This window comes from Pseudundibacterium arcticum (genome assembly GCF_042646465.1).
Classification (GTDB): domain Bacteria; phylum Pseudomonadota; class Gammaproteobacteria; order Burkholderiales; family Burkholderiaceae_D; genus Undibacterium_A; species Undibacterium_A arcticum.
Map to the genome: position 1 here is coordinate 13,093 of NZ_JBHRTP010000080.1, position 23,674 is coordinate 36,766.

At 55.4% G+C, this 23,674-nt stretch carries 23 protein-coding genes and 1 pseudogene; 13 read left to right on the plus strand and 11 right to left on the minus strand.

Annotation, left to right across the window (positions count from 1 at the left end):
• Positions 1-90: 90 nt before the first annotated feature.
• From ACFOFO_RS21350 to ACFOFO_RS21360, 3 genes are all read right to left on the minus strand, one after another.
• A complete protein-coding gene (locus ACFOFO_RS21350) occupies positions 91-1,116 on the minus strand; it encodes a class I fructose-bisphosphate aldolase (RefSeq protein WP_390323232.1) in 1,026 nt (341 codons plus the stop codon).
• A gap of 252 nt (positions 1,117-1,368) precedes the next feature.
• Positions 1,369-2,220, minus strand: coding sequence for a GNAT family N-acetyltransferase (locus tag ACFOFO_RS21355; protein WP_390332790.1), 852 nt, complete (start codon positions 2,218-2,220; stop codon positions 1,369-1,371).
• A gap of 512 nt (positions 2,221-2,732) precedes the next feature.
• Positions 2,733-4,433, minus strand: coding sequence for an alkaline phosphatase D family protein (locus ACFOFO_RS21360; RefSeq protein WP_390323227.1), 1,701 nt, complete (start codon positions 4,431-4,433; stop codon positions 2,733-2,735).
• Positions 4,434-4,763: 330 nt separating this feature from the next.
• On the opposite strand from ACFOFO_RS21360, the gene ACFOFO_RS21365 reads away from it, so the two are divergent.
• From ACFOFO_RS21365 to ACFOFO_RS21375, 3 genes are all read left to right on the plus strand, one after another.
• Positions 4,764-5,357 (plus strand): LPXTG cell wall anchor domain-containing protein, encoded by a 594-nt coding sequence (locus tag ACFOFO_RS21365; protein WP_390323225.1) that lies wholly within the window; start codon positions 4,764-4,766, stop codon positions 5,355-5,357.
• Positions 5,354-5,773, plus strand: coding sequence for a hypothetical protein (locus ACFOFO_RS21370; protein ID WP_390323223.1), 420 nt, complete (start codon positions 5,354-5,356; stop codon positions 5,771-5,773). Before ACFOFO_RS21365 ends, ACFOFO_RS21370 begins: the two co-directional genes overlap by 4 nt.
• 246 nt (positions 5,774-6,019) lie before the next feature.
• A complete protein-coding gene (locus tag ACFOFO_RS21375) occupies positions 6,020-6,703 on the plus strand; it encodes a phosphatase PAP2 family protein (RefSeq protein ID WP_390323221.1) in 684 nt (227 codons plus the stop codon).
• A 30-nt stretch (positions 6,704-6,733) separates the two neighbouring features.
• On the opposite strand, the gene ACFOFO_RS21380 is transcribed toward ACFOFO_RS21375, so the two are convergent.
• Both ACFOFO_RS21380 and ACFOFO_RS21385 read right to left on the minus strand, forming a co-directional pair.
• Positions 6,734-7,561 carry a metallophosphoesterase family protein gene (locus ACFOFO_RS21380; protein WP_390332793.1) on the minus strand — a complete coding sequence of 276 codons (828 nt, stop codon included), beginning with the start codon at positions 7,559-7,561 and terminating at the stop codon, positions 6,734-6,736.
• Entirely contained in the window at positions 7,524-8,489 is a 966-nt protein-coding gene (locus ACFOFO_RS21385) for a diacylglycerol/lipid kinase family protein (protein ID WP_390332796.1), read from the minus strand. Before ACFOFO_RS21385 ends, ACFOFO_RS21380 begins: the two co-directional genes overlap by 38 nt.
• A gap of 472 nt (positions 8,490-8,961) precedes the next feature.
• Between ACFOFO_RS21385 and ACFOFO_RS21390 the strand changes: the two genes are divergently transcribed.
• From ACFOFO_RS21390 to ACFOFO_RS21400, 3 genes are all read left to right on the plus strand, one after another.
• The gene (locus ACFOFO_RS21390) at positions 8,962-9,900 is read left to right on the plus strand and encodes an MBL fold metallo-hydrolase (protein WP_390332798.1); all 939 of its coding nucleotides are present in this window, start codon (positions 8,962-8,964) and stop codon (positions 9,898-9,900) included.
• 144 nt (positions 9,901-10,044) lie between these two features.
• On the plus strand, positions 10,045-11,145 hold the full coding sequence (locus ACFOFO_RS21395; protein ID WP_390323213.1) for a branched-chain amino acid aminotransferase: 1,101 nt from the start codon (positions 10,045-10,047) through the stop codon (positions 11,143-11,145).
• A 51-nt stretch (positions 11,146-11,196) separates the two neighbouring features.
• The gene (locus tag ACFOFO_RS21400; RefSeq protein ID WP_390323211.1) at positions 11,197-11,712 is read left to right on the plus strand and encodes a GNAT family N-acetyltransferase; all 516 of its coding nucleotides are present in this window, start codon (positions 11,197-11,199) and stop codon (positions 11,710-11,712) included.
• A 248-nt stretch (positions 11,713-11,960) separates the two neighbouring features.
• On the opposite strand, the gene ACFOFO_RS21405 is transcribed toward ACFOFO_RS21400, so the two are convergent.
• The gene (locus ACFOFO_RS21405; protein WP_390327973.1) at positions 11,961-12,617 is read right to left on the minus strand and encodes a glutathione S-transferase family protein; all 657 of its coding nucleotides are present in this window, start codon (positions 12,615-12,617) and stop codon (positions 11,961-11,963) included.
• Positions 12,618-12,767: 150 nt separating this feature from the next.
• Here ACFOFO_RS21405 and ACFOFO_RS21410 point away from each other — a divergent pair, with 150 nt between their 5' ends.
• Complete coding sequence (locus tag ACFOFO_RS21410) at positions 12,768-13,991, plus strand: polyhydroxyalkanoate depolymerase (protein WP_390332813.1); 1,224 nt, start codon at positions 12,768-12,770, stop codon at positions 13,989-13,991.
• A 530-nt stretch (positions 13,992-14,521) separates the two neighbouring features.
• Here the strand turns inward: ACFOFO_RS21410 and ACFOFO_RS21415 are convergent.
• A complete protein-coding gene (locus ACFOFO_RS21415; protein WP_390323209.1) occupies positions 14,522-14,695 on the minus strand; it encodes a hypothetical protein in 174 nt (57 codons plus the stop codon).
• Positions 14,696-14,805: 110 nt separating this feature from the next.
• Here ACFOFO_RS21415 and ACFOFO_RS21420 point away from each other — a divergent pair, with 110 nt between their 5' ends.
• The 5 genes and pseudogenes from ACFOFO_RS21420 (at position 14,806) to ACFOFO_RS21440 (ending at position 18,495) form a co-directional block, all read left to right on the plus strand.
• Positions 14,806-15,252, plus strand: a complete 447-nt coding sequence (locus tag ACFOFO_RS21420) for a hypothetical protein (RefSeq protein ID WP_390323208.1) — start codon at positions 14,806-14,808, stop codon at positions 15,250-15,252.
• Between the two features lie 53 nt (positions 15,253-15,305).
• Positions 15,306-16,223 carry a peptidylprolyl isomerase gene (locus tag ACFOFO_RS21425; RefSeq protein ID WP_390332800.1) on the plus strand — a complete coding sequence of 306 codons (918 nt, stop codon included), beginning with the start codon at positions 15,306-15,308 and terminating at the stop codon, positions 16,221-16,223.
• A gap of 450 nt (positions 16,224-16,673) precedes the next feature.
• Positions 16,674-16,981: pseudogene (locus tag ACFOFO_RS21430) on the plus strand (IS3 family transposase); the annotation flags it as partial.
• A 370-nt stretch (positions 16,982-17,351) separates the two neighbouring features.
• A complete protein-coding gene (locus ACFOFO_RS21435) occupies positions 17,352-17,759 on the plus strand; it encodes a hypothetical protein (RefSeq protein ID WP_390323204.1) in 408 nt (135 codons plus the stop codon).
• 259 nt (positions 17,760-18,018) lie between these two features.
• On the plus strand, positions 18,019-18,495 hold the full coding sequence (locus tag ACFOFO_RS21440; protein WP_390323203.1) for a methyltransferase family protein: 477 nt from the start codon (positions 18,019-18,021) through the stop codon (positions 18,493-18,495).
• A 28-nt stretch (positions 18,496-18,523) separates the two neighbouring features.
• On the opposite strand, the gene ACFOFO_RS21445 is transcribed toward ACFOFO_RS21440, so the two are convergent.
• A complete protein-coding gene (locus tag ACFOFO_RS21445) occupies positions 18,524-18,775 on the minus strand; it encodes a hypothetical protein (RefSeq protein WP_390323202.1) in 252 nt (83 codons plus the stop codon).
• A gap of 238 nt (positions 18,776-19,013) precedes the next feature.
• On the opposite strand from ACFOFO_RS21445, the gene ACFOFO_RS21450 reads away from it, so the two are divergent.
• Complete coding sequence (locus tag ACFOFO_RS21450) at positions 19,014-19,556, plus strand: hypothetical protein (protein ID WP_390323200.1); 543 nt, start codon at positions 19,014-19,016, stop codon at positions 19,554-19,556.
• A 157-nt stretch (positions 19,557-19,713) separates the two neighbouring features.
• Here ACFOFO_RS21450 and ACFOFO_RS21455 read toward each other — a convergent pair whose 3' ends face one another.
• The 3 genes from ACFOFO_RS21455 to ACFOFO_RS21465 form a co-directional block, all read right to left on the minus strand.
• The gene (locus ACFOFO_RS21455; protein ID WP_390332803.1) at positions 19,714-20,220 is read right to left on the minus strand and encodes an outer membrane lipoprotein; all 507 of its coding nucleotides are present in this window, start codon (positions 20,218-20,220) and stop codon (positions 19,714-19,716) included.
• 238 nt (positions 20,221-20,458) lie between these two features.
• Positions 20,459-22,255, minus strand: a complete 1,797-nt coding sequence (locus ACFOFO_RS21460; RefSeq protein WP_390332806.1) for a DUF3427 domain-containing protein — start codon at positions 22,253-22,255, stop codon at positions 20,459-20,461.
• On the minus strand, positions 22,255-23,616 hold the full coding sequence (locus ACFOFO_RS21465) for a DEAD/DEAH box helicase (RefSeq protein WP_390323192.1): 1,362 nt from the start codon (positions 23,614-23,616) through the stop codon (positions 22,255-22,257). The genes ACFOFO_RS21460 and ACFOFO_RS21465 overlap by 1 nt, the downstream gene beginning before the upstream one ends.
• Positions 23,617-23,674 lie beyond the last annotated feature (58 nt).

Below are 23,674 nucleotides of genomic sequence, written 5' to 3' on the forward strand. Positions count from 1 at the left end.
CAGGCAGCGTTCCAGAGTCGTCACGAGCTGCGTGCCGGGATGGTGCGACCCGACCCGCGTTACCAGACACGGCTCGACCCACGCAGGAGCTCATTCGTTCTCCATGGCGGCGGTGTATTGACCTTGGCACGCCGCGCTATTCAGGCGCGCCCGCTGGTAAAGCGCTTGCTGCGCGTTGATCTTGTTCGCGGACTCGCCGCGCCACGCCTTTAGGGCAGGCGCCTGCAGCGCACGTCCGTAGGAGAAGCTCAAGGCCCACGGATGGCTTTGTGCCGTGGCGTTCATGGCGTTGAGGTTGGCCGTGGCCGCCGCATCACTCTGCCCGCCCGAGAGGAAATTGATCCCAGGCACCGCTGCCGGGACCGTGCGCCGCAGGCAGGTGAGCGTTGCCTGCGCCACCTGATGCGGCGTCGCTTGCTCGGAGCATGCGGCGCCAGGCACGACCATGTTGGGTTTCAGGAGCAGGCACTCAAGCGTGACACGGTGCTGGTGCAGCGCGTGAAACACCGCATGCAGCACCTCTTCGGTGACGCGCGCGCAGGTCGCGAGCGTATGATCGCCGTCCATCAATACCTCAGGCTCGACGATCGGTACCAGGCCGAGCTCCTGGCACATGGCCGCATAGGACGCCAAGTCATGCGCGTTGGCTGCGATCGCCTGCGACGTCGGGATGCCCGCGCCGATGGCAATGACCGCGCGCCACTTGGCGAAACGCGCACCCATCTGTTTGTACTCGCCAAGCCGCTGCTGCAGGCCGTCCAGGCCCTGCGTCATTTTCTCTCCGGGAAAGCCGGTTAGCGGCACCGTGCCCCTATCCACCTTGATTCCGTATGCAATGCCTTGTTCTGCCAGCAACTGCGGCAGCAGCATACTTGTCAAACTTTTCTGTTTCAGCGTCTCCTCGAACAGGATGACCCCACTGATGAAATCACCGAGTCCGGGGGTGGAAAACAATAACTCCCGGTAATCGCGTCGGGTCTCCTCGGTGCACGCTGCGTTCACCGCCTTGAACCGCTTCTCGATGGTGCCAACGCTCTCATCGGCTGCGAGAATTCCCTTGCCGGGCACCGTTAGCTCGCCCACCGTTCTTTCCAATTCTTGTAACGCTATCGACATAGAACCTCCATCAGTTATCACACTACAAAGGGTTATCGTACTTTCGGTGCAGGTATGGACCCGACGCTTTTTGCAAGCGCTTTCGATGATAGGAAACAGTTTGCATGCATGTATCCGGCTTGCTGATTGGCAATTGGCACCACGACCCAGCTTGGATGAGATCAGCCCCAAGCCTTAGCAAATTGACGGCTTGAGCCCAAGGCATCAGTCCGCAGCAAACGCCGGTTTCAGGTGTTGGTCTTTGAATTCTGATCACCCAAGTTCAAAAGTCGTGACACCGAACAGTCTGCTTATGGGCAAATCATGGCATTTGCCGCTGTACATGCGGGCCGTCTCGAACTCGACGATCATGTTGTGTCGCCTCACTAAATCGACTGCCGCTGAATTCACTGCCGGCGTGTCCAGAAAAATTGGGGCACCTTCCGGGGCATGTGCCTTCAACGCCAAGAACAGATGTTCTGCAAGCTCTGGACTGTCCGCAAATAATGGGCCGATCTTATATCCAGAGCGACAACTACGCAGAACCCCGTAACCCGCCAGCGTGCCGTTTCGTAGGATGCCTAGTGCCGTACTCTGGGGTTGATTTATCCAGCACCTCAGGAATTGCATGCGATTGTCGGGAAAAAACGGTTTGTCATATGCGCATATCTCATCAAAAAGGAGCGTGGACAACTGCACGACCCCTGAATCAGTCGAAAAATACCCGCCGCCAGTTCCCCGATATCGGATGTTTGTATAGGCCAACGTAAACCCGGAATTCTGGTAGTTGCCCTGCCGATCTACTACACCATCAAGGCCGATAGTACGACCTCTAAGCTGCGCAAGACCGGCGTTCCAGATCTGAATTCCGTAGCCCTTGCCACGATACGCCGGCTTGACAATGTAAAAACCGAGGAAGCCGAAGGAATCACCGTATTTAACGACTGAAACCGTTGCAATAGGCTCATCCCCAAGCAACCCGATAAGAAAACCGTTTGGATCAGCAGCGTAGAAGCAATTCGCATCGTACAACCCCGGGTTCCATCCTTCTGCCGCAGCCCAGTCGATGGCGATATCTACTTCTTGCCGAGTCATCACCCTGATTGTGTAGCGACTTTTCTGCATAATTCACTTCCGATCTGGCTAGCTGATTGGCAGCAAGCGTTCAACGTCACCGGTAATCGCCGCAACGGCAAGTGAGCGCGTTCATCGTCCAGGGCGATTGCATAAAGATCGTTGCAGGCTGAGGCTTCTCGCCCCTTCCCCCTTGCAGGGGGAAGGTTGGGATGGGGGTAGGACGGTCGATCGGCAACATACATCATTCATCGACCGCACTACCCCGCGTCCATGTGTATCCGCTTCCAAGCGGATACCGCTACTCAGGCAGGAGGCATGCCTCCTGAATTCCCTGCTCCGCCCCTACCCCCTGCGAGGGGGAGGGAACGCAACCCGGCAGCACCAATGTTCATGCGGTTCTTCGTGCGATTGCCCTGGTTCATCACCAAGTTAGGCATTTTTTTGCGCGATATCCCCGTACAGCTCGACGCGATGACGAATCCACTCAAACCGCATGAAGAGTCAAGCCCACAGCAGAGAACAGCGCGCTCTTTCAAGGACAGCGTTCCCGATTCTTTCCGTCACGGCGCCAGCGCTGGCGGATTTAATCGCGGCGCTGTTTGCGATGCCAATATCAAATGCCTGGCGCCATCCTGAACCTGTAAGGCCATGCCGAATGACTGCACATTGCTGACGCTCGCTACCGTATCCACGTACCACCACTCGTTGATGACCCGGGTGGCATCAACGTCCACCAGCATGTAGCCGCGCTTGCTAAGTTCGATGTATTTGAAATGCGGATTGACGAGCTTGAGCCCGGCGACTGTCACGTTTGCCAGTTCGCGCAAGCCGGGCGAAGTAATCGATGTGCTGACGAATTCGACCGCCCGCGAGCCCGCCCCCGTATTCGGATCATAACCACCGCTGGCGACGTCCGAATTATTCGGATCCTGCGACAGGTCGGCCGCCCATGAACTGTGGAGGTCACCGCTGAGGAGCACGACATTGTCGATCGCGGGAGTCGTTGCATTACCCTTGAGGATGGCATATACACGGTCCCGGGCGGGTTGATAACCATCCCATTGATCCGGGTTCACGAACGTGCCGCCGCCATTCGCAATCGTCCCCGGCGTTATCTTGAGTTGCGCGAACATCACGCCCTGTGCGATCAGTTTCCATTTTGCGGTCGAACTGCGCAATTTGTCGGATAGCCAGGATTCCTCCTCTGAACCGAGAATCTGGCGATTCGGATCTGTAAACGCGCCGCTTTGAGTGAAGGTGTTGGTGGTGCTGTCGGCCAGCAGCTGCTTGGAGCGTGCATTGACCCGCTCTTCGAGCAACAGCAAGTCGGCCAGATTGCCGAGTGCAAAACTGCGATTGTTTTTACGCAGGTTGGCGGGATCGACCACGCGTATGGGCATCCATTCGTAGTACGCCTGCAAGGCGGCCGCAACCCGCGCCGCCCATGAGCCTTCGGTCGCTTCCGTGTGATTCAGCGCCCCATTGGCGTAGGCGTTGTCCGCAAATTCGTGGTCATCCCAGATCGCCACCATCGGATGCTGACGATGCACTTCCTGTAAATCCGTGTCGCGTCTGTACTGCGCGTAACGAGTGCGATAGTCGCTCAGGGAAAGAATCTCGTTGGCGGGGTCATATAGCCGAACGTTGCCGTCCTGGCCGTTACCAAACTCGTAAATATAGTCGCCCAGATGCACGACCAGATCGAGGTCGGCGCGCTCCGATATCCGGCGGTAGGCATTGAAAAAACCCTGTGCGAGGCTGGCGCAAGTGACGACCGCCATGCGAACTCTGCCGGTGTCGCCGATCGGCAGTGTCTTGGTGCGGCCTATCGGCGAATTGACGCCGCCGGTGGAGAAGCGGTAGTAGTAAGTCGTATTCGCCTGCAGGCCGTCGACATCGATCTTGACCGTATGGTCATGGCCGAGATCGGTCGTGACCTGCCCGCTGCGGACAATCTGGCTGAGCGCGGCGTCCCTGGCTACGACGAAGTCGACTGGTATAGGGCCGGCGCTGTTCGTCGTTATCCGGGTCCAGAGGATCACCCGATCGAACAACGGGTCGCCGCTGGCAACACTATGTCCGAACGTTGTCTCGCCCGAAGTTCCGGTAACGGGTGCAGGTGCGGCTTCTGCGTGGTGGCCACCGCAGGATTGCAAAAGCGGCGCCGCGCCTAATGCAAGCAGCACCGCACCAGTTCGTTTCAAAAAATCGCGGCGGGAGAGGCCGGGGCGGCGTGGTTTGGGAGTGCGAGAACGACCCATTTTTGGCTCCTTATGCGCCTCAACCAGCAGCATATAAATGCAAGCGAATATTGGATTTTCCGTGCGGCCATGACAGTGTAATGTGGAATGTTTGCGACGTGTTTGCGCGGGAACAGATCTTTGGGCGGACGTAGTGTGCGCCGCCGAACAGACTGCGAACGTGAGGTCTATACTGAGATGAGGTTTCGAGGAAGATTGCACGGCATGTCGCTTGTGCTTCGCAGCATTACGCAAGAGTGATTAACAAGAACCCGGCGTCCCCACCTCCGATACGCCTCCATATTGCTTCCGAACATCTCATTAACGGATTAATCAAAAGAGGAGGTACATATGAGTACGATCGCCACACAAACATGGATCATTCTGGCCGGCGTTATTGTCCTTGCATTGATTGCACTTGCGGCATGGTTCTTCTACCAAAAAAAGCAATCTCATAGACTCCAAAAACGCTTCGGTCCGGAATACGGTCGAACCGTCGATGAACTCGGAAGCCGAGCAACGGCCGAATCGGAACTCAAGGCGCGCGAAAAGCGGGTTGAGCGCCTCACTATCGTACCTCTGGCGCCGCCTGAAGCCGCCAGGTTCAGTCAGGCCTGGGCAGTCTTACAGGGCCGCTTCGTCGACAACCCCAAGGGTGTCGTCATCGAGGCAGACCATTTGGTGCGTGAGTTGATGGTAAAGCGTGGCTACCCCATGGAGGATTTTGAGCACCGTGCGGCCGACATCTCAGTCGATCACCCTGCCGTGGTGGACCATTACCGCTCGGCGCAGGCCATCGCGGTGCGCGATGAGCGCGGCGAAGCCGATACCGAGGAGCTGCGCAAAGCGGTGGTGCATTACCGCGTGCTCTTCGATGAACTGCTGGAGGTAAGGGAAGCTAAGCCAGAAGTGATACCAGCAAAGCAAATGGAGGTGCGAAAATGAACGGAGAGCCAGAGGAAAAAAGTCTCACTACGGCCGATTTGGCAACCACTACGGAGATACCGACTGCACCACTGGATGTTAATCGAGATCTCCAGGAACCCGTGATCGAAAATCAAAACTCCGATGTGAAGCGTGAAGACGAGCAGCTCGCCCCGCTCTTTTTGGCGGAGGTGGCCAAAGATTTTCGCTCGCGCTGGGATGCCGTTCAAAGAAGTTTTGTCGATGATCCGAAACAGGCTGTCCGGCAAGGGGACGAGCTCGTTGCCCAAGTCATGAAGAGCTTAGCGGAAACATTTTCCGATGAGCGCGCCAAGCTTGACGCTCAGTTGGACCAAACTGACAAGGCGTCCACGGAGAATTTACGGATTGCCCTGCGTCGTTATCGCTCGTTTTTTGAGCGCCTGCTGTCTCTTTAGGGTAGCGTGTTGAGCGGACGAAATGCCTGCGGCAGATCGTCCGCAGCTTTTTGTATCAGCCGATAACATGAATCGTAAGCACCCTGAAATATCCAGGCGTCGTGCTGGTGTCGATTCCGGCATCTAATCCATGCTCTCCCCCTCGATTGTGCTTCGTACCTAATGCCTGATGTCCCGGGCGAAATCGCGCGAAAGGCGTCGGTTGCGTTGATGTCCAGCGCACCATTTTTCCCTTCAGATCCATTTATGAACCATTCAGAAACTTGGCTGCGTCGCCACTACCTCAAGTTGCTCATTCTGTTTGGCGGCGTGCTGCTACCTTTATATCTATTTGGAACTTTGGCGGAAGATGTAGTCGAGAAGGAAATTTTTCTGTTCGACAAGCCTATTCTCTTGTTCGTCCACAGTCATGCAAACGCCATGCTCGATGCGGCCATGGTATTTTTTACCCGAGCTGGCTCAGCTGCTGCGCTCGCCCCTTTTGACGTTCTGGTTTTTCTCTACTTGCTACGACGGCGAAATCGAATGCAAGCGGCTTTTTGGGTTCTTGCGGTGGGAGGGGCGGCGTTGCTCAATATGCTCGCCAAACACGTTTTTGCCCGAGGTCGGCCTGATTTCTGGATTTCTCTTCTCCCTGAAACGACATTCAGCTTCCCTAGCGGTCACGCGATGCACTCCATGGCCGTGGTGGCTGCTCTGGTGGCACTGACGTGGCATAGTCGTTGGCGCTGGCTTGTGGCGCTGATCGGCGTGTGTTTCGTGTTCCTGGTCGGCTTGTCCCGGATATACCTTGGCGTGCACTTCCCGTCCGACATTCTCGCGGGTTGGACGGCGTCGCTCACCTGGGTGATCGGATTGAGCGTCCTATTCAAGGACGTTTGGCAGCAACGAAGACGCACCGGAACCTCGGTCGCGGCAAAGTTCGACTAATTGCGCCGCTCATGAAAGGCCGGCTGCAGCCTAAGGCTGGCTGACATGCTTAACACTGGCCCATCCATTGGAAACGCGTTCGAATGTTTCAGTCGTTGCATGCGCAAATCTTCGCCGGTTCGGTATCCAACTAAAACGCTCTATGACGATACGGGGAGCGGCAATGCGAATGATATTGAAGGAATTCGACTCACCTCTGGCGCGCGTCGAAGTCGCAGTGCCGGCTTGCACGGCCAGCGCTGAATAGCCTGCGATGTCATACCGTGCCGCAGTATTTCCCGCATGACTGGCATGCAGATGGCCGGCAAGCAGCAGGTCTGCTCTGCAACTTGAAAACATGTCCATTGCAATCGGCGCCCTTCGGACCAGATTCTTGTCGTCGTAGCGCTCGGGCAAATCAAAGGGATGATGCGTTACGATGATTTTTGTGATGTCATCGTCCAGTGCGCATAAGCGCGCGCGGACACCCGCAATCTGCTCGTCATTGACCCGTCCATGCTTAATGGTCAAGGAACGTGCGGTGTTGATCCCGAACACGGCAATCTCTTCATCAATATAAGCCGGGTCAAGAACGTCCGTGATATAGCGTTGATACTTTTCGAGCGGCCGCATAAAGCGGCTGAAGATATTGTGCAACGGTATGTCGTGGTTGCCCGGAACGATAATTTGCGGCGTCGGTAAAGCATCCAAAAACCGTCGTGCTTCTTTGAATTGCGCCGTGCGCGCGCGTTGAGTCAGGTCGCCGGAAACAACTACAAGGTCAGGACACGATTCCCTTACAAGCGCGATCAGAGGCGTGATCAGTGCATGATCAATGCGATCAAAGTGGAGATCCGACAGATGGACAAGCGTCCGCATGATTTGCTGCTTTCATATCGACGTCTTGCGGCACAATGACATTTAACGCGCCTGGACAGTTTCGGTAACGCAGAGGCGTCTCCATGACAGTCACTTCACCATCCGTGGCAACGCGAATGCGTTTGTGTCGCGTTTCAATCAAAACTTCTCTCGCGGCAACCGCGTCGAAGTCTTTTGCCTGTCGCAGCCGGCCGAAGAGCGCACGGATCGCGAGCAATAACAAACCCAGGCGCCCGGTACGGTGCGTGACATACAGGCACAACTGCCCGGAGTCAAGGCGCTTGCGCCCACCAATATTAAAGCCTTCCATCAAATATTCATTATTGCCGACAAAGATGAATGGCGTGCGGCGCTTATGTTCTTCATTATTCAAGCGGAGCGTCACGTTCAAAAACGGATAGCGACGCAATGCCGTCACGGTAGCCCAGAAAAAAGCGGGCCATTTTCCTCTTCCCAGTCGCCTCTGTTGTGTTTCACGATGTCGTACGATGTCAGGGTACAGTCCGAGGCTCGAATTATTGAGAAAGATCCGACCATTCACCTCGGCGGCGTCGATCTTGACGCTGTGCCGGGCCGCGATATTGCGAACCGCCGCATCAAGATCCAGAGGAATATGCAAGTCTTTCGCAAAATGGTTCAATGTTCCGAGTGGAAGGACTCCAAACGCGATATCGGTTCCGACCAGGGCTGACGCAACCGTATTGATGGTGCCGTCGCCACCGCCGGCGACAATTACGTCATACCCGTCCCTTGCTGCGAATTGGGACGCCTCAAGAATCTGGTCACCACTCCGTGCGAGCGTCACCTGCGCACTCATGCCATGGGATTGAAATTTATCGGCGAGACGGCTTGCCCATTCGGAGGTATGTCCGTTTCCTGCCGAGGCATTGATAATTACAGCTGTTCGTTTAGGAATAGTTGTTTGCACAGGTTACTCAGTGTAGGGGGACGCCATCGGGCGCCGCCGCGAAATATCGTTGGTGGCAAGGATGAGTCCCGGCCAGGCTTCGCTTCTTCATGCCATCGATCAAGCGTTATTCACGAACATGATATCTCTCATGTCGAATTAAAAGTGGCAATATATGTGGCAATGCAGCATAGTTCAGCTGTCTCCTCCAATCTCCTCCAAGAATTGGATTTAGCCCGCTCTTACCAGCGGGCTTTTTTTTCGTCAAAATTCTTGTCCTTGCCCGTTGACGCCCACGCGATATTGAACCCCGTGCAGGGATTTCGTTGACCCAACTACGGGTCTTGCAACCGTTGTCATGTGCGGAAATACAGAGATTGCCCGAAACGGCGCCAAATCCGAGTCAGACCGTTTTCAAACGCCAACCGTTACACTTAGCATCCGACTCCTGGAACCTGATCCAATGTTAAGAAGAAAAAATAACCAATCCACGATGTTATTCCACGGCTTGCTTGGCATTGCCATGGCGTGCTGCTGCATGCTCGGTGTTGCGGCCGATCTGCAATTGGAGCCGGTGCGGGTCGCACCCGGCGTGTATGTCGTGTACGGCGACCTCAAACCGGCCAGCTACGACAACGACGCATTGACAGTCAATCTCGGCTTTATCACCACCTCGGCCGGGGTTGTCGTCATCGACAGCGGTCCCTCTTATCGCGTCGCTCAAATGCTGCATCGGGCGATCCAGAGAGTCAGCAGCTACCCGATCAAATACGTCATCAACACAGGTCCCGACCCAGCGCGCTGGCTCGGCAACGGTTACTTCAAAAAACTCGGAGTGCCCCTGCTGGCCCATGAGGAAGCGCGCAAACTGATGGAAACGCGCGGCGCCGACCAGCTCAAGGCGATGCAGGCGCTGCTCCGGGAAAAGGCCCACGGAACCGAACTCGCGCTGCCACGAGGTTTTTCCAGTGACACCGAAGAGATACGCTTCAGCGACAGCCTGCTGCAATTGTTGTATTTCGGTCCCGCGCAAAGTTCTGGCAACATCGCGGTCTGGCTGCAGCGGGAGGAAATCGCGTTCGCTGGCGCCATCATGCAGTCCGATGCCTTGCTCGCGCTCACTGCCGACAGCCGCCTCGCCAACTGGATCTCTGCCTATGATAGCCTCGCCAGCCTGCGCCCGCGCCAGATCGTGCCCGGCCGCGGCACGCTCGGCAATCTGGCGCGCATGGACGCCGACACACGCACCTACCTCGCAACATTGCGAGCCTTGATCGACCAAGCCGCGCAGCGTGGCGCAACCAAAGCCGAAATCATTTCTCAGGCTGAGAAATCGAAAGAACTTACCGCGTTCAAGCGGCTACAGGGCTACGCCGAGCTGGCGCCAGCAAATGTTTTACAGGCTGTGCAGGAGAGAGACGGGCTGCGTTGACACCAAGCAGGCCGCGATATCCAGAAGGCGTTGCACACGGTACGCACTTGGTGTTGCGCGTTGGGGCTACGATCCCGTCATCCTTCTTATTTGATTTGCGCTAGATTACTATATCCAACCTACTATTTTTTGCGAAATTTATCCATGACCACTTCAACCTTCAACCTCCTCGTAACGCCTTCCGCCACTATCTTGAGCGACGCCCAGCGCGCCGAGCGAATGAGCAAGCTTACTTTCGGCCGCACCTTCACCGATCACATGGTCGTGATTCCCTACCGCGACGGCACCTGGCAACAAGGTGAAGTCAAGGCCTACGGACCTTTGAGCCTTGATCCTTCCGCGTCTTCGCTGCACTACGGTCAAGCCATCTTTGAGGGCTTCAAAGCCTTCGCCCAACCCGATGGTGGCGTGAAAACGTTTCGCCCTGAAGCCAACGGCGAGCGTTTTAACCGCAGCGCCAAGCGTCTGGCCATGCCCGAAATCCCGGTCGAATTGTTTCTGAAGGCCGCCGATGAACTCATTTGCCTGGATCGTGCTTGGGTACCGCAAAATATCGGCGAAAGTCTTTACTTGCGTCCTCTGATGATCGCCACGGACCCATACTTGGGCGTGCGTCCCTCCAATGAATACCTGTTCGTGTTATTCGCGTCACCGGCTGGAGCCTACTTTCCCAAGGGTGTGAAACCGGTCACCGTCTGGATCAGCGAAGACTATGTGCGCGCCGCTCCCGGCGGCACCGGTGAAGCGAAGTGTGCGGGCAACTACGCCGCTAGTCTGGTGGCCCAGGCGCAAGCCCAGGAAAAAGGTTGCGACCAAGTGGTCTGGCTCGATGCAGTGCATCGCGAATACATCGAAGAAATGGGCGGCATGAACCTGTTCTTCGTTTATCAAGAAGGCGGCAAAACCGTCATCGTCACACCCGAGCTGACCGGCACACTGCTGCCTGGCATCACTCGCCGCAGCCTGCTGGAATTGGCCAAGGATCTCGGTTTCGAAGCCCAGGAACGCAAACTCACAGTCCAGCAATGGCGCGATGACATCGCCGCCGGCCGCATGACCGAAGTCTTTGCCTGTGGCACAGCTGCTGTCATCACGCCCGTCGGCGAAGTCAAAGCCAACGGCTTCGAAATGCGCATCAATAACGGTGAAAACGGACCCGTCACAATGGCACTGCGTGAGGCTCTGTTGTCCATCCAGCATGGCAGCGCCCCCGACACTCACGGCTGGATGCATACAGTTTGTTAAGCTGCGATACCACTGGATGTCTGTATCGCCTTTTCGGCTTCTGGCGCAATCATGGAACAAGCAGCCATCATGTACGACATCTCCCTCAGCAGCACCGCCGATCTCGACGGTGTGGCCGCCCTAATGCACGCCAACTCGCCCTCTCAGGGCGGTACGCTAACCGGGGAGTTCCCACGCGACAAGGTTGCACACATGGCCGCGAGCGGCGCGCCGGTCGTGGTCGCCCACCGCGACGGTCGGGTGGTCGGCGTGCTGTTCAGTTCGGACAAGGACGACCCAGTTGCACCGCCACCGGTGCGGGCGATGCTGGCCGCTTGGCCGGGCGAGTCTGACGCCTATGTGTACGGGCCGGTGTGCATCGCCGACAGTGAGCGCGGCCGCGGCCTGCTGGCCCAACTGTATACGGCGCTGCGGGCTCACTGCCAGAGCCGCGAGGCGGTCCTGTTCATCCGCCGCGACAATGTCGCCTCGCTGCGCGCCCACCAGCGGCTGGGCATGCGCGAGGTGGCGGGCTTCACCTTGGACGACGTCGACTACGCGGTGTTGAGCGATCGCGCCCTGTTCTAACTGGGGGAAATCATCGCGCAGGGTCTTGGTCGAGTAGAGTGGCCGACGTAACCAATGGCAAGATGCATCGTGCACCATGTTAGCGCACGCAATGCGCCTGAAAAGGGCATTGGGTTTCACTGTCATGAGGCTTGACGTCGCGGGCCGTGCACCGTAGCCGTCGTCCCCACATCCCGGATGCAATTGGGAGTGCTGTAGGGCAATTTCCAAACATGAAATGGCAGGACCGTAGCGATGAGCACCAAGGATCAGAATTCGGCATCGAGTTCATCAATCTCTTCTGGCTCCAGTTTCGCTGCCGCCACCCATTCCTGCACCTGCGGCAACGCCATGATGCATTTGCAGTATGCGGTACAGACGGCATCCAGCTTCACGTTGTAGGTCAGGAAACGCGTGACCACAGGTGCATACATGGCGTCGGCCATGCACGGCTTCGCCCCAAAGAGATAAGGCCCGCCATAAGTGTTTAGGCATTCGTGCCAGATGACTGCGATGCGTTCGATATCGGCCTGCGCGCGCGCCCACACTTTGAAATCCTTGAAATGCCTCTTGAGGTTCATCGGTAGCGCCGACCGCAGGGCAAAAAATCCAGAGTGCATCTCGCCGCAGATAGCGCGGCAGTGCGCACGTGCGCCGCGATCGGCGGGCAACAGGCCAGCCTTGGGCTTGACTTCGTTGAGATACTCGCCAATCGCGAGTGTGTCCCACACCTTCACGCCATCGTACGTGAGGCAGGGCACCAGGATCGACGGCGCCACTAATAGAATCTCCGCGCGCATCGCCGGATCATCGGACGATATGACCTGTTCGTCGAACGGAAGCATGGAGAATTTCGCCAGCAACCAGCCGCGCATCGACCACGACGCGTAATTTTTACTGCCGATGGAGAGTGTAGCTTGGGCCATTTTGCGTATTCCCCTTTCACTGCCTCGTATGGGCATGACATACGGTAGACAACTCAACGAAAGGCTGAGCAAGGCTCGTGCCAGAAAGGTCATGGCCTGCAACTTGCTAGCGCCTTGGCTATTGCCCCCTCAACGGAGACGGGAGTATCCATGAAGTATCAAGTATATCAAGCGCATTCTGACATGATGGCGGGGATGCGCATGTTGACGCAGGGTGCCGTCAAAGCGCTGTCTCATCCCTGGTTGATTGACCACCCCGGCATTCGCAAACTCACCGCAGCCTATGAGGTGTTTTCGAGCACCGAGGTCACGCACACGCGGCCGGACTTTTGCATCAGCAGCGTAAGCGTCGTTAAAAATGGCAACGCCTGCGAGGTAGCAGTGCACGAAGAGGCAGCACATGTCGCGCCGTTCGGCACGCTATTGCATTTCAAGAAGGAAGGGGTAACCGGTCAGCCGCGCGTGCTGATCGTCGCACCCATGTCAGGTCATTTCGCGACACTGTTGCGCGAGACCGCGCGCACGATGCTGGCCGACCACGACGTGTACATTACAGACTGGCACAATGCACGCGATGTGCCGTTGGCGGCTGGCCGATTTGGATTGGACGAATATGCCCATTACCTGATCACATTCCTGGAAATCATGGGTCCGGGTGCGCACATGGTGGCAATATGCCAGCCTTGTGTGTCCGCCCTGGTTGCCACTGTCATCATGGCCGAAGATGGCCACCCGGCGCAACCGCGAAGTCTGACGCTAATGGCTGGTCCAATCGACACGCGCGTCAATCCGACCAAAGTAAACGAACTCGCCATCAGCAAGTCCATCAAGTGGTTCGAGCAGAAGCTCATTAGCACCGTACCGCTGCGCCACCCTGGCGCCATGCGCCGTGTGTACCCTGGCTTCCTGCAACTCGCGGCTTTCATGAGTATGAACCTTGAGCGGCATGTGGATTCCTTCAAAGGGCTGTATAACCACCTGGTTGAAGGCGATCTGGTAAAGGCCAACACGACACGCGCGTTCTATGCGGAGTATTTCGCGGTGCAGGATCTGACCGCCGAGTTCTATCTGGAGACGATACGCCACATCTTCCAGGAGTACGCTTTGCCACTGGGCAAACTGGAATGGTATGGACGCATCGTCAATCCGGCGGCCATCCGACACACTGCGCTTCTCACTATCGAAGGCGAGCATGACGATATCTGCGCAATCGGGCAGACAATGGCCGCGCAGGACCTTTGCAGCCAAATCCCGAGTTACATGAAGTTGCACTACATGCAAACCGGTGTCGGGCATTACGGCGTATTCAGCGGGCGGCGCTGGAAACAAGAGGTCTATCCCATCGTACGGGACGTGATCCACGTCAGCCAGTGAAGCCGGACCATGCTGAAAACTTGTCTTGCGTTTCAGCCGTAGTGATTGATGTCTGGTGGGCCGCCCTAAGCAAACCAGCAATGCAGATAAGTGCCAGCCATTACAATATCCTGGCGCCCCCAATCCAGACAAATCTGGTAACTGGGAAATACGTATTTCCGTCAAGCCGGCCGCTGCAGCGAACAGTAATACACCATGCTCAAGGTTGCGACAGTACGCTACCGCCTTAGGACACTCCGTATCCGGCGGTTGCGACAAGGCGACCAATCGAGCACGCATTTCAACACTACCCTGTTCGAATGGCTCTTTTCGAGCCTGTAGACGTTCGCGTCAGAAGGAATGCGAGCTGTCCAACTCCGATCAATTCAGCTTACGGCGGGCATGCGTCTGCACAGCGCTGTTGGTTCGACTGCACGAAAACGAATACCGTCAGCGCATCAAGACCTAGACACGCGATTAGCGAAGCAGGCAGATAGACGAGGCGGGTCATGAAATTGTAGTGGCCGATCGCGGAAGCGCGGCGCTACAATTCAAGATCTGCCGATGACCTGCCATTGCGTGGCGTTCATCGGGATTTCATCTTCTGAATCCATTTGCGGTAACTGGGCTGTCTGCATTCCAAAATTGATTCGACAGGCGAACCAATATTCAGAACTGGCAAGGATTTTTTGACCGGTCAGGTTGGCGGACGCTCCCATCAACATATCAACTCTTGGCAGATTCTGATTTCAAATGTGATATGCACATCAAATAGAACTAATATCGTTGCCGGAGTACAATCCAACCCCTATTCCAATATATCAAGGAGAACAGCGTGTCAAATCTACTGTCTGCAAGAGACGCCATCAAAGCAGAAATCGCTCATGTCACCAAGGGCAGAGACCACTACCAAATGCAATTAGAGATGCTGGAGAAAGCGCTGGCGGCACTGGAGGGCGTGAATGCTGCAAGCCCAGGGAAAACAGCACCGAACAAGCGTGCTGCCAAAACGCAGACTGGCCAGCGCCGCCAAGGCGTCAAAGCTGTCGGATCGCGCGCGATCCCATCGACTGGCGGCGACTTCTGGACCAAGCTGATCACGGATCAACCGCAATCGGCTCCGGACATCTTAAAGGCGGCTATCGCCCAACTTGGGATGACGCCCAGCCAGGATCTGAATGCAAAACTGTCGGCACGCATGACCAACGCCCTGACGCAATTGGTCAAGTCAAAGCAGATCAAGGATTCGGGCGCCCGCCGCGAGCGGCGGTTTTTCAAGTAGTTTGTCTTTAGAAAAGAATATTGCGCAGTCCATTTCATTAAGGAACGTTATCGATGTTTATCAAATCCCGAATCTTGCTGGCCAGCGCGGCTTGCCTGCTGACCCTGAGCGCGTGCAACGACAAAGATTCCGCGAAGAGCAAAGAGCCCGCTGCCGCCAAGGAAGCGATTGCCGCCAAAGTGAATGGCACCGCCATCAGTGAAAATCGCGTCGATCTGTTGGTGAAACAACGTAGCGCACAAGGTCAGCCCGATAGTCCGGAAGCACGCAAGGCGATCATTGACCACCTGGCGCTGCAACTAGTCATCTCGCAAGAAGCTACCAAAAAAGGCCTGGACAAGACCCCTGAAGTCGTCGATCAACTCGAACTGACCAAGCAATCCATTCTTGCCAACGCCTTTGTTCAAGACTATTTGGCGACCCATCCAGTCACCGACGACATGCTCAAAGCCGAGTACGAAAAGATCAAGACCCAGATGGGCGGCAATGAATACAAAGCGCGTCACATCCTGGTTGAAAAGGAAGCCGAGGCCAAGGACATCATCGCCAAGCTGAAAAAAGACCCAAAAACCTTCGAAGCCCTAGCCAAAGAAAAATCCAAAGACCCCGGCTCCAAAGTCAATGGCGGCGATCTGGGCTGGTTCGATCCGCGCAGGATGGTGCCCGAATTCGGCGCGGCAGTTGCCAAGCTGGAGAAAGGCAAATTTACCGAAGAGCCAGTCAAGTCACAGTTCGGCTATCACATCATCCTGCTGGAAGACTCGCGCATGAAAGAGGCTCCACCATTCGAACAGATCAAACCCGGCTTGATCCAAAAAGCGCGGCAGCAAAGCCTGCAGAAGTTCCTGGATGAGACCAAGGCCACGGCAAAAATCGAGATCGTGCAGGCACCAGCTGCCGGTCCGGCGCCAGCAGCCCTAGTCTTGAATCCGGCAACCAAGGCAAAGTTAGCGGACGCTACCAAGAAATAATCCCCAGTGTTTTGACCGAATTATGGTGTCAACCTATACGCCCGTGGATCGATGATCCGCGGGCGTATTTCAGTGAGGGGTTCACGGTAGAGTCGGGATGTGGCGCGGTAGTGCAATGCACCCCGTTTCCACACCCCTCTCATCGAACCGGACGTGCAGATTTCCCGCATCCGGCTCTCGGACAAGACCCTACGCCTTCGCCCACGCCTGACTGCGCCCTCGCGCGCTCAGGCGTACGAGTCCGAAGTACCCGTAAAGGTGCGAGAGTGGATACGTCCCACCCTTGCGTCGCCTGACCTTATGCTTGTTGCGCAACCACCGACGCAACCGCGTCGCCGTGTACCCCATTCCAAAATCATCGACTGAAATTTCAAAGCCCTTCATGCGTAGGCGCGTCAGCGATTCAAGTATCCGCAACAGCAGGTCAACACGAGGCAGGTCGCTCACCGTGGCTTCGCACCATCGAAACTGCGCAGGCTCAAGCAACTGGAAGAAAAGAACACGAAACTGAAGCTGATTGTGGCTGACTCACCACTGGACAAGGCCATGCTTCAGGATGTTTTGTCAAAAAAGCTCTAAAGCCTTCTCGCAAGCGAACTCTGGTCGAGGATCTGGTGAAACGATTCGATGCTGGAGTTCGGCAAGCATGAAGTGCGCTGAGTCTTTCGCGGTCCGTCTATTATTATCAGGCGGTGACACAGGACCAGACGATCTTGGCGATGCGCATCAAGGAAATTACCGAAGTGCGCGTGCGCTACCTTGTCATCAATCGGGTCCTCGAAATGATGCCGGCAATTCCAGTAAAGAACTCGCGATTCAGTCGGAATATAGTGGCCACGCCTATCGTGACCCAAGGTGACGCCCGCGAAATCCTGGATTCGATTGATGCGACATACTTATTCCCCCGATTCGCTTTGGCCCACTTTGGAAAACTGAACCAAGACTGTCTGCCTGGAGGCGTATTGTGCGGTACCGCACTGAACTGGAGTTGCCCCCTGCCCTATGCTGCAGAAAAAGGGGGCTCATGAACATCATCTACATTCACGGCAATGCCACTTCGTCAGACAGATTCAATTTCATTCTTCCCCATCAGACGGGACATGATGAAGTCCTGACGGACTCTCTAATATGCCAATAGCACTCTACTCAGACGATCTGGTGTCTGACGTCTATCCCAGAGCGGCGGCGATTAAAATCCGTGGGGGTGACTGGAATGCCTATTCACATCACATCACAAGGCACCATGACAACCAGGATGTTGTCGCTTGTTATGGTGGCGTCAGCGCCTACAAACGACAGTGTGCGATGGCTTATCTCGGAAAACGCGCACAAATTCATGGCGGCGTATGCAGCAGGTCACAGCCTTGCATTTTTACTCGGCAGTTCATCGCTGACCTAGAGGCAAGGAACAATGCCCAACGCTATCAGCGCTACCCATGGTTGGAGACCCTGATGAATCTGTTGGCAGAGATTGAACGATTTCAGGATGAAAGTTCTGTTGGTGTCATCTCACGGATAGCCCCGCCCAGGATGTGAGCGAACGTCTTCGTGGCGAACGCACTGGGTTCTTTACTTTGTCGTAAAACAACAATAATCTCTGTTAACGATTGTGGCCATTCCGACTGCAGGGATTCGAGATGAGTCCGTCCAACCATGGCACATGGCTCTGATTGCGACTGGCCGCAACATTTGAGGAAGCAAGGGCAATAGGATTCGATTTGAAAAGCTCGCCCGGATTTTCATCGTTTGTGATGACAGTCACTAAAGCCAGGCAGAATCGATGATAGCAGCTCGGATGACGCATACCAAAGAGGACAAAATGGGCCATCGTGGCGAGTCGTGGGTAATCATGCAAGTCGCATTACTGACCCTATTTCTTGTCGTGCCGCGGATTGGGGCCGCTTGGCCGAGTCCTGACATGTTTCGGCTTGCTGGATGGGCATTTGTCGTTACCGGCATTCTGCTGATGGCATGGAGCGCGCATAACTTAGGACGCTCCTTGACACCGTTTCCGCACCCGCGGCCGCAAGGCCAATTGGTTACTAATGGCGCATATCGATTTGTACGCCACCCCATGTACTTCGCCATTCTCATTGGTGGTCTCGGATGGGCGTTGGTCACGTTCAGTCCACTGCGGCTGGTACTTGTGCCTGCTCTTTTCATCTTCTTTGACTTAAAGGCCCGTCGCGAGGAAATCTGGCTGCAGGAACAGTATCCTGACTATGCTTCTTACAAAAGTCGTGTCAAAAAATTGGTTCCTTGGATTTACTGAATACAGCGGCAGCAGACAAAATGGTCTATTACTTAGCCGGCGCAGGTGCGGCGGCGGAGACCGCAGTTGCCTGCTCTTTCTGCTCAGCCGCTTTTTTGTTGGCGAGGTGTCGTCCCACGACACAACCACCAACCGCGCCAACGACTGCATGATGACCAGCGTAATGACCGGCGACCGCACCTGCCGCAGCGCCCTTCAGGCAGCCTTTGGCATTCGCCAGTCCTGACGTGCCAGCCAGTGCAACTGCGCATAATATTGCGGGGACAATTCTCGATTTCATGGTGTGCCTTTGAGACGTGATGATGTTTGCCAGCCATTAACGCAAGAAACGTCGGGAATGCTTGACGATGTTACAAAAAAGATGCCCTCGGCAGAATTACTTCTTCTCGAGGGCTAGCCTCATGGAGGAGTTGAGTTACAACTAGTTACGCTTGATACAGCTTTCGTACTTACGGGTCGATGCATCGGACGTTAATCTCTCCATACGCCACATTCACGGCGGCATCTCGGAGTAACAAATGGAAATGAACCAAACATCGAATCGCATCCACCCCTTGATGGCAGGTGCTGCAGCGTCAGTCATGCTGGTCAGCTTGATTGGTGTGGCCGCCATCACCGGCGTGTTACCAAATTCGCATGGCACCGTCGCACCGATGGCAAATGCCGCTGCGCCAACTGTTTTGCCGGTTGTGGGCAATGTTCCAGCAACTGACGCAACGCCTTACCAGTACGCTATGCAGGCCCCTGCCATGGCGGCTCCGGTTGTGCATCACAAACCTGTCACGCATCATGCGCCCACGGTTTATTCGCAAGCTGCGCCGTCTACGCAGTACGCTCAGGCCTCTTCGAATGATGGTCAGCCGTATCCGCAGCCCGTGCAACAACCAATTCAGCAACCAGCTGCGCAACATAGTACTGTGGGTATTGCGACCGGTGCGGTGATAGGTGGCTTACTTGGCAACCAGGTGGGCGGCGGAAACGGACGGGCCCTTGCGACCGTCGCGGGGGTGATTGGCGGCGGTTATCTGGGCGACGTAGTTGGCAAGAAATCAGGTTACTAAAATTCGAATATTATCGAAAAACATGCGCAAATCTTGCGCATGTTTTTTTGGCGTTCGGGACTTTGAATATTGATTCAGTTGAACTGGTCGCGCCTACTGAATTCAACTAGAAAATGAAATCATGATTTGCGACTACGCTCGAACGCAATGTACGAGACTAGCGTCGTGCGACCAATCTACCGTTGGCAATCTTGACATGCTCGCCTGAATGCCGCCGGCTGTTTCCCGATTCAGTAAAGGTGCGAACCGAACCATTGTTCATTCGAACGCGTACTTCCGTCACCGTGGTCGAGCGTGCGTGCTTTTCTATCTCGTTGCCGGCATAGCCGCCGCCTACAGCTCCTGCCACTGTTGCCACAGAGCGGCCAGTACCCCCGCCCACCTGGTTGCCCAGCACGCCGCCCACAACTGCGCCTGTAGCGATGCCCACGCCGCTACCGTGTGCCGCGGGTCTCTTATATGTGTGAGTCGAGATAACGGTCCCACAATTCTGACAAACCGAAGCATGCGCACTATGATGCGATGGCGCTGCCTGTACAGCAAGGGGCGCTACTGCCAATACCGTAGCGAACGCGGCGAATAACGCGGTGCGTGTCAGTAAAGGGGGGATGCGTAATAACGGTTGATTCATGGCTATCCTCAATTCTGCTGCGTTGCCATCCATGTGGAGAATCTACAGCGTACTATCAGCAGAGCGGTTTGTGAAGTTGTGAAACGTTTCAGAAGAAAGCACTTGTAACAGCGCGCACATGCAGGCCAGACAAGATAGGGTGGCGTGACGATTCTGGCGGGCGCCGAAAAGAGTTGGATTTCGGAAATTTTTGTTGTCCAAGGACGATTTGCGGCTGCATGGGCAAGGAACTATCCCGGAAAATTACTACCAGAAAACCAGCTCAGTGCTTTCACGCGCTTCTCAGCACGCTAAAGCGCCGGAAAATTTCGATCGGCATCGCATGCTTGAGCCTCCACACGATCGATATCGGCCTATCTCCCTCATGACTTTCAAGCTTGACGGGGCCGAGTGCAACAAAAGCATGTTCCGCATCCTCCCTGACAAAAAGTTGGAAGCCCCAGCCATTTTCACCGCTGTCGAGATAGCGGCGACCCGTAGAATTATTTGCACCTGCCATATTCTGCGTCTGCCAGTGAAAGCGCTCGGGACTGATCGCATAATCGTGGTATTGCACTCGATCAGCAAATCCCTCTCGCTTGTCCAGCGTCACAAACATTAACTCAATCTTTTCATCCTTCAGCGGCAAACACCCCTCGCCGAACCGAGGCCGTTTCGTTGACGTGATGTGAGCAACTGCGGTCTGAATCTCGCGTCGTTCATACCGAGCGTGCAATGTCAGCGGCCAATCCGATGGCGCATCAGGTAGCGGTCGAGGACTTATCGCACTATCCTCTCGTAGCCAATTCACAAGCTCAAGCAGTTCATCGCGCAAAGCTGGATGAGCCTGTATTAACGCTGTAAATCCTGCAGGGTCAATTAACTCCTCTGTACTGTGCAAGATCTGATGCGCGAGCATTTGCACGCGAGTCTCGTCGATTTCACCGGTAGTAAGAACCGTGGTCCAGGCATCCAGCGCATTCGGATCATTCGCATGCAAGATACTTCCCATCCGCTGACTTAACTCGGCTTCCCGCGGCCCGGCCAGCGGCACCGGCAAATTGGCATCGCGCATGTAGCTGGTCCATGAACGTTTATTCGCATACAGATCGCCAATATCGAATTCATTGTCACGCAAAAAATCCTTCATCCGAAGTGGCTGACCAGGACGATTAGCAGCCCAAATCCCCAACTCTTGCCTGATCCGTCGCGCATTCATTTGTAACGCTGCCCGTAGGCTCGTCAGCACGCGCTCACGCGCTACCCTATCAAATTGGATATAGCATCCCGTCGGCAGTAACCCGAATCCATTTTCAACCGCGTCTTTTAGCTGTGCTCGTGTCTGCCCGGTGATCGCTCTGAACAAAGTATCGAAACGGAAGCCTTCGGCATATAGGCCAACAAAATCTAAAACGAGGCAACTCTCCTTGCCATCGGCCAGCCGGAGGCCACGGCCAATCTGCTGCTGAAAAATTACCGGGCTTTGCGTCGGGCGCAACAGCAACAGCGTATTGATCTCTGGAATATCCACGCCTTCATTAAACAGGTCGCAGGTACAGATCAGTTTGATTTCGCCCGACCTCAAGCTCCGTACGGCGTCGTCCCGCTGCTCGGTCGTGTTGGCGCCGGTCAAACTTCGCGCTGGCAGCCCAGACTGCTCGAACCAGTTCGCCATAAATTGAGCATGCGCCACGCTGACACAAAATACGATGCCTTTAAGCTGATCCAAGTCCGACACGTACTGGCGGACGGCATTAATGACCAGCCGCCCGCGCACTGTGTTACTCGATATCAGCGCATCAAGTTGGCCTATTTCCTCGGGCCGGTTCCATTTGATGTCTCTCAGGTCGGTCTCATCAGCGGTCGCGTAATACTCGAACGGCGCCAACAATTGCTGGTCTAGTGCATCCCAGAGTCGCAGCGATACTGCAGGCGAGCCATCCGGTCTCGAATCAAAATAATCGTTTAGATTTTTTCCATCCGCACGTTCTGGCGTCGCGGTAAGCCCCAACAATAATTGAGGGCGAACCGACCGAACAAATTGATCGAATGTAGCGGCCTTGAGGTGATGCGCCTCATCGACGATCACTACGCGCCAATAATCAGCCCCCAACTCCTGCACCAGACCACGGCTGTGAACCGTGTGGTGGCGAACAAGTGCGTGTATTGCGAAGGCGAGTTTTCGCCATCAAGTAGTTCACCAAATGCAGGATCACGCAATACTTGGCGAAAGGTGGCGAGTGCCTGTCGCAAAATTTGAACGCGATGCGCAATGAAGAGCAACCTTGGGGCGCTACCCTCTTCACGCGTTCGACGTTCGTAGTCGAACGCCGCCACCACTGTTTTTCCTGTACCAGTGGCAGCAACCACCAAATTCCGCCAACGGCCATGCTGGCGCTCCGCCTCAAGTCGTTCAAGCATCTCAAGCTGGTACGCTTTTGGCCGGAGTTCAAACCACGTATGTATGGCGATCGGTTCTGAGTTGTCATTGCTTCGCCCGGGTCGCCGGCGCTGTTCTTGTAATGCTACTGTTAGCGCTAAGCGCTGCTCATCATTTTTCGGATCGTAGAGTTGAAACTCGCCGTCATTCCACAGCGTCTCAAAGTTTGCACACGCGGCGGCATATAAATCAAAGTCGCCAGATTCCGTGAACTTTACCGTCCATTCAATCCCACCAATCAACGCTGACTCTGACAGATTTGCACTACCGACGAACGCAGTGCCAAACCCTGTCATTCGATGAAATAACCAAGCCTTGGCATGTAGCCGATTGCGCCGCCCATCCAACGAAATGCGTAGTTCGACGCCAGGCAATTCTGCCAGCGCATCCACTGCCCGAACTTCCGTCGCGCCAATATATGTCGTGGTTAGAATTCGAAAGCGAGTACGCGGATTTTCCCCAGCGTCGAGCGCCGTTGCCAATTTGAGTACGTCGATGAGCTTACGCACACCGCTCCATGTGATGAAGCTGACGAGGATGTCGACGCGATCAACGTTACCGAGTTCTGCACGAAGTTCATTGAGAAGAGATGGATCACTGCGGGCAGATGTAAATATCCAAGGGCGTCGCAAGCCTGTTTGCGGGAATGTGGGAACGGCATCGGGCGCATGCACAGCACGCAGAATGCGTAGCGGTTCGGCGGGCAATTGCACAGTGGATTTTTCGCTCTGTTCCAATCGCGCTTCCCGAAGCATATGGGCGATCAGCTTCACTTCAGCTCGCACTTGTTCGGCGCTTCCGTCGGAACCACTTGATATGGCATCTAAAAGCTCAGGCAAACGGGATGTGACTTCGTCGATGAGATGTTCACGACGCTGGGCTTGGGAAGGCTGACTGATCACTGCGCAGTGAGAGGCTGCCAGTGCATCTAAGTCCGCCGCTTCGTCATCGTAAACGAGCCGTTCGTATAAGCCTGCTGGAAGACTACCCGCTGCTTTACTTTCTGCCATCGCATTACCTCAATATTTATTGTGCTCATTATTGTATTCGAGGCAATGGGGTATCGCT

Coding starts and splice junctions, on each gene's coding strand:
- ACFOFO_RS21350 (WP_390323232.1), bottom strand. CDS start 1,116: ATGTCGATAGCGTTACAAGAATTGGAAAGAACGGTGGGCGAGCTAACG.
- ACFOFO_RS21355 (WP_390332790.1), bottom strand. CDS start 2,220: ATGCAGAAAAGTCGCTACACAATCAGGGTGATGACTCGGCAAGAAGTA.
- ACFOFO_RS21360 (WP_390323227.1), bottom strand. CDS start 4,433: ATGGGTCGTTCTCGCACTCCCAAACCACGCCGCCCCGGCCTCTCCCGC.
- ACFOFO_RS21365 (WP_390323225.1), top strand. CDS start 4,764: ATGAGTACGATCGCCACACAAACATGGATCATTCTGGCCGGCGTTATT.
- ACFOFO_RS21370 (WP_390323223.1), top strand. CDS start 5,354: ATGAACGGAGAGCCAGAGGAAAAAAGTCTCACTACGGCCGATTTGGCA.
- ACFOFO_RS21375 (WP_390323221.1), top strand. CDS start 6,020: ATGAACCATTCAGAAACTTGGCTGCGTCGCCACTACCTCAAGTTGCTC.
- ACFOFO_RS21380 (WP_390332793.1), bottom strand. CDS start 7,561: ATGCGGACGCTTGTCCATCTGTCGGATCTCCACTTTGATCGCATTGAT.
- ACFOFO_RS21390 (WP_390332798.1), top strand. CDS start 8,962: ATGTTATTCCACGGCTTGCTTGGCATTGCCATGGCGTGCTGCTGCATG.
- ACFOFO_RS21395 (WP_390323213.1), top strand. CDS start 10,045: ATGACCACTTCAACCTTCAACCTCCTCGTAACGCCTTCCGCCACTATC.
- ACFOFO_RS21400 (WP_390323211.1), top strand. CDS start 11,197: ATGGAACAAGCAGCCATCATGTACGACATCTCCCTCAGCAGCACCGCC.
- ACFOFO_RS21405 (WP_390327973.1), bottom strand. CDS start 12,617: ATGGCCCAAGCTACACTCTCCATCGGCAGTAAAAATTACGCGTCGTGG.
- ACFOFO_RS21410 (WP_390332813.1), top strand. CDS start 12,768: ATGAAGTATCAAGTATATCAAGCGCATTCTGACATGATGGCGGGGATG.
- ACFOFO_RS21415 (WP_390323209.1), bottom strand. CDS start 14,695: ATGTTGATGGGAGCGTCCGCCAACCTGACCGGTCAAAAAATCCTTGCC.
- ACFOFO_RS21425 (WP_390332800.1), top strand. CDS start 15,306: ATGTTTATCAAATCCCGAATCTTGCTGGCCAGCGCGGCTTGCCTGCTG.
- ACFOFO_RS21435 (WP_390323204.1), top strand. CDS start 17,352: ATGCCAATAGCACTCTACTCAGACGATCTGGTGTCTGACGTCTATCCC.
- ACFOFO_RS21440 (WP_390323203.1), top strand. CDS start 18,019: ATGACGCATACCAAAGAGGACAAAATGGGCCATCGTGGCGAGTCGTGG.
- ACFOFO_RS21445 (WP_390323202.1), bottom strand. CDS start 18,775: ATGAAATCGAGAATTGTCCCCGCAATATTATGCGCAGTTGCACTGGCT.
- ACFOFO_RS21450 (WP_390323200.1), top strand. CDS start 19,014: ATGGAAATGAACCAAACATCGAATCGCATCCACCCCTTGATGGCAGGT.
- ACFOFO_RS21455 (WP_390332803.1), bottom strand. CDS start 20,220: ATGGATGGCAACGCAGCAGAATTGAGGATAGCCATGAATCAACCGTTA.
- ACFOFO_RS21465 (WP_390323192.1), bottom strand. CDS start 23,616: ATGGCAGAAAGTAAAGCAGCGGGTAGTCTTCCAGCAGGCTTATACGAA.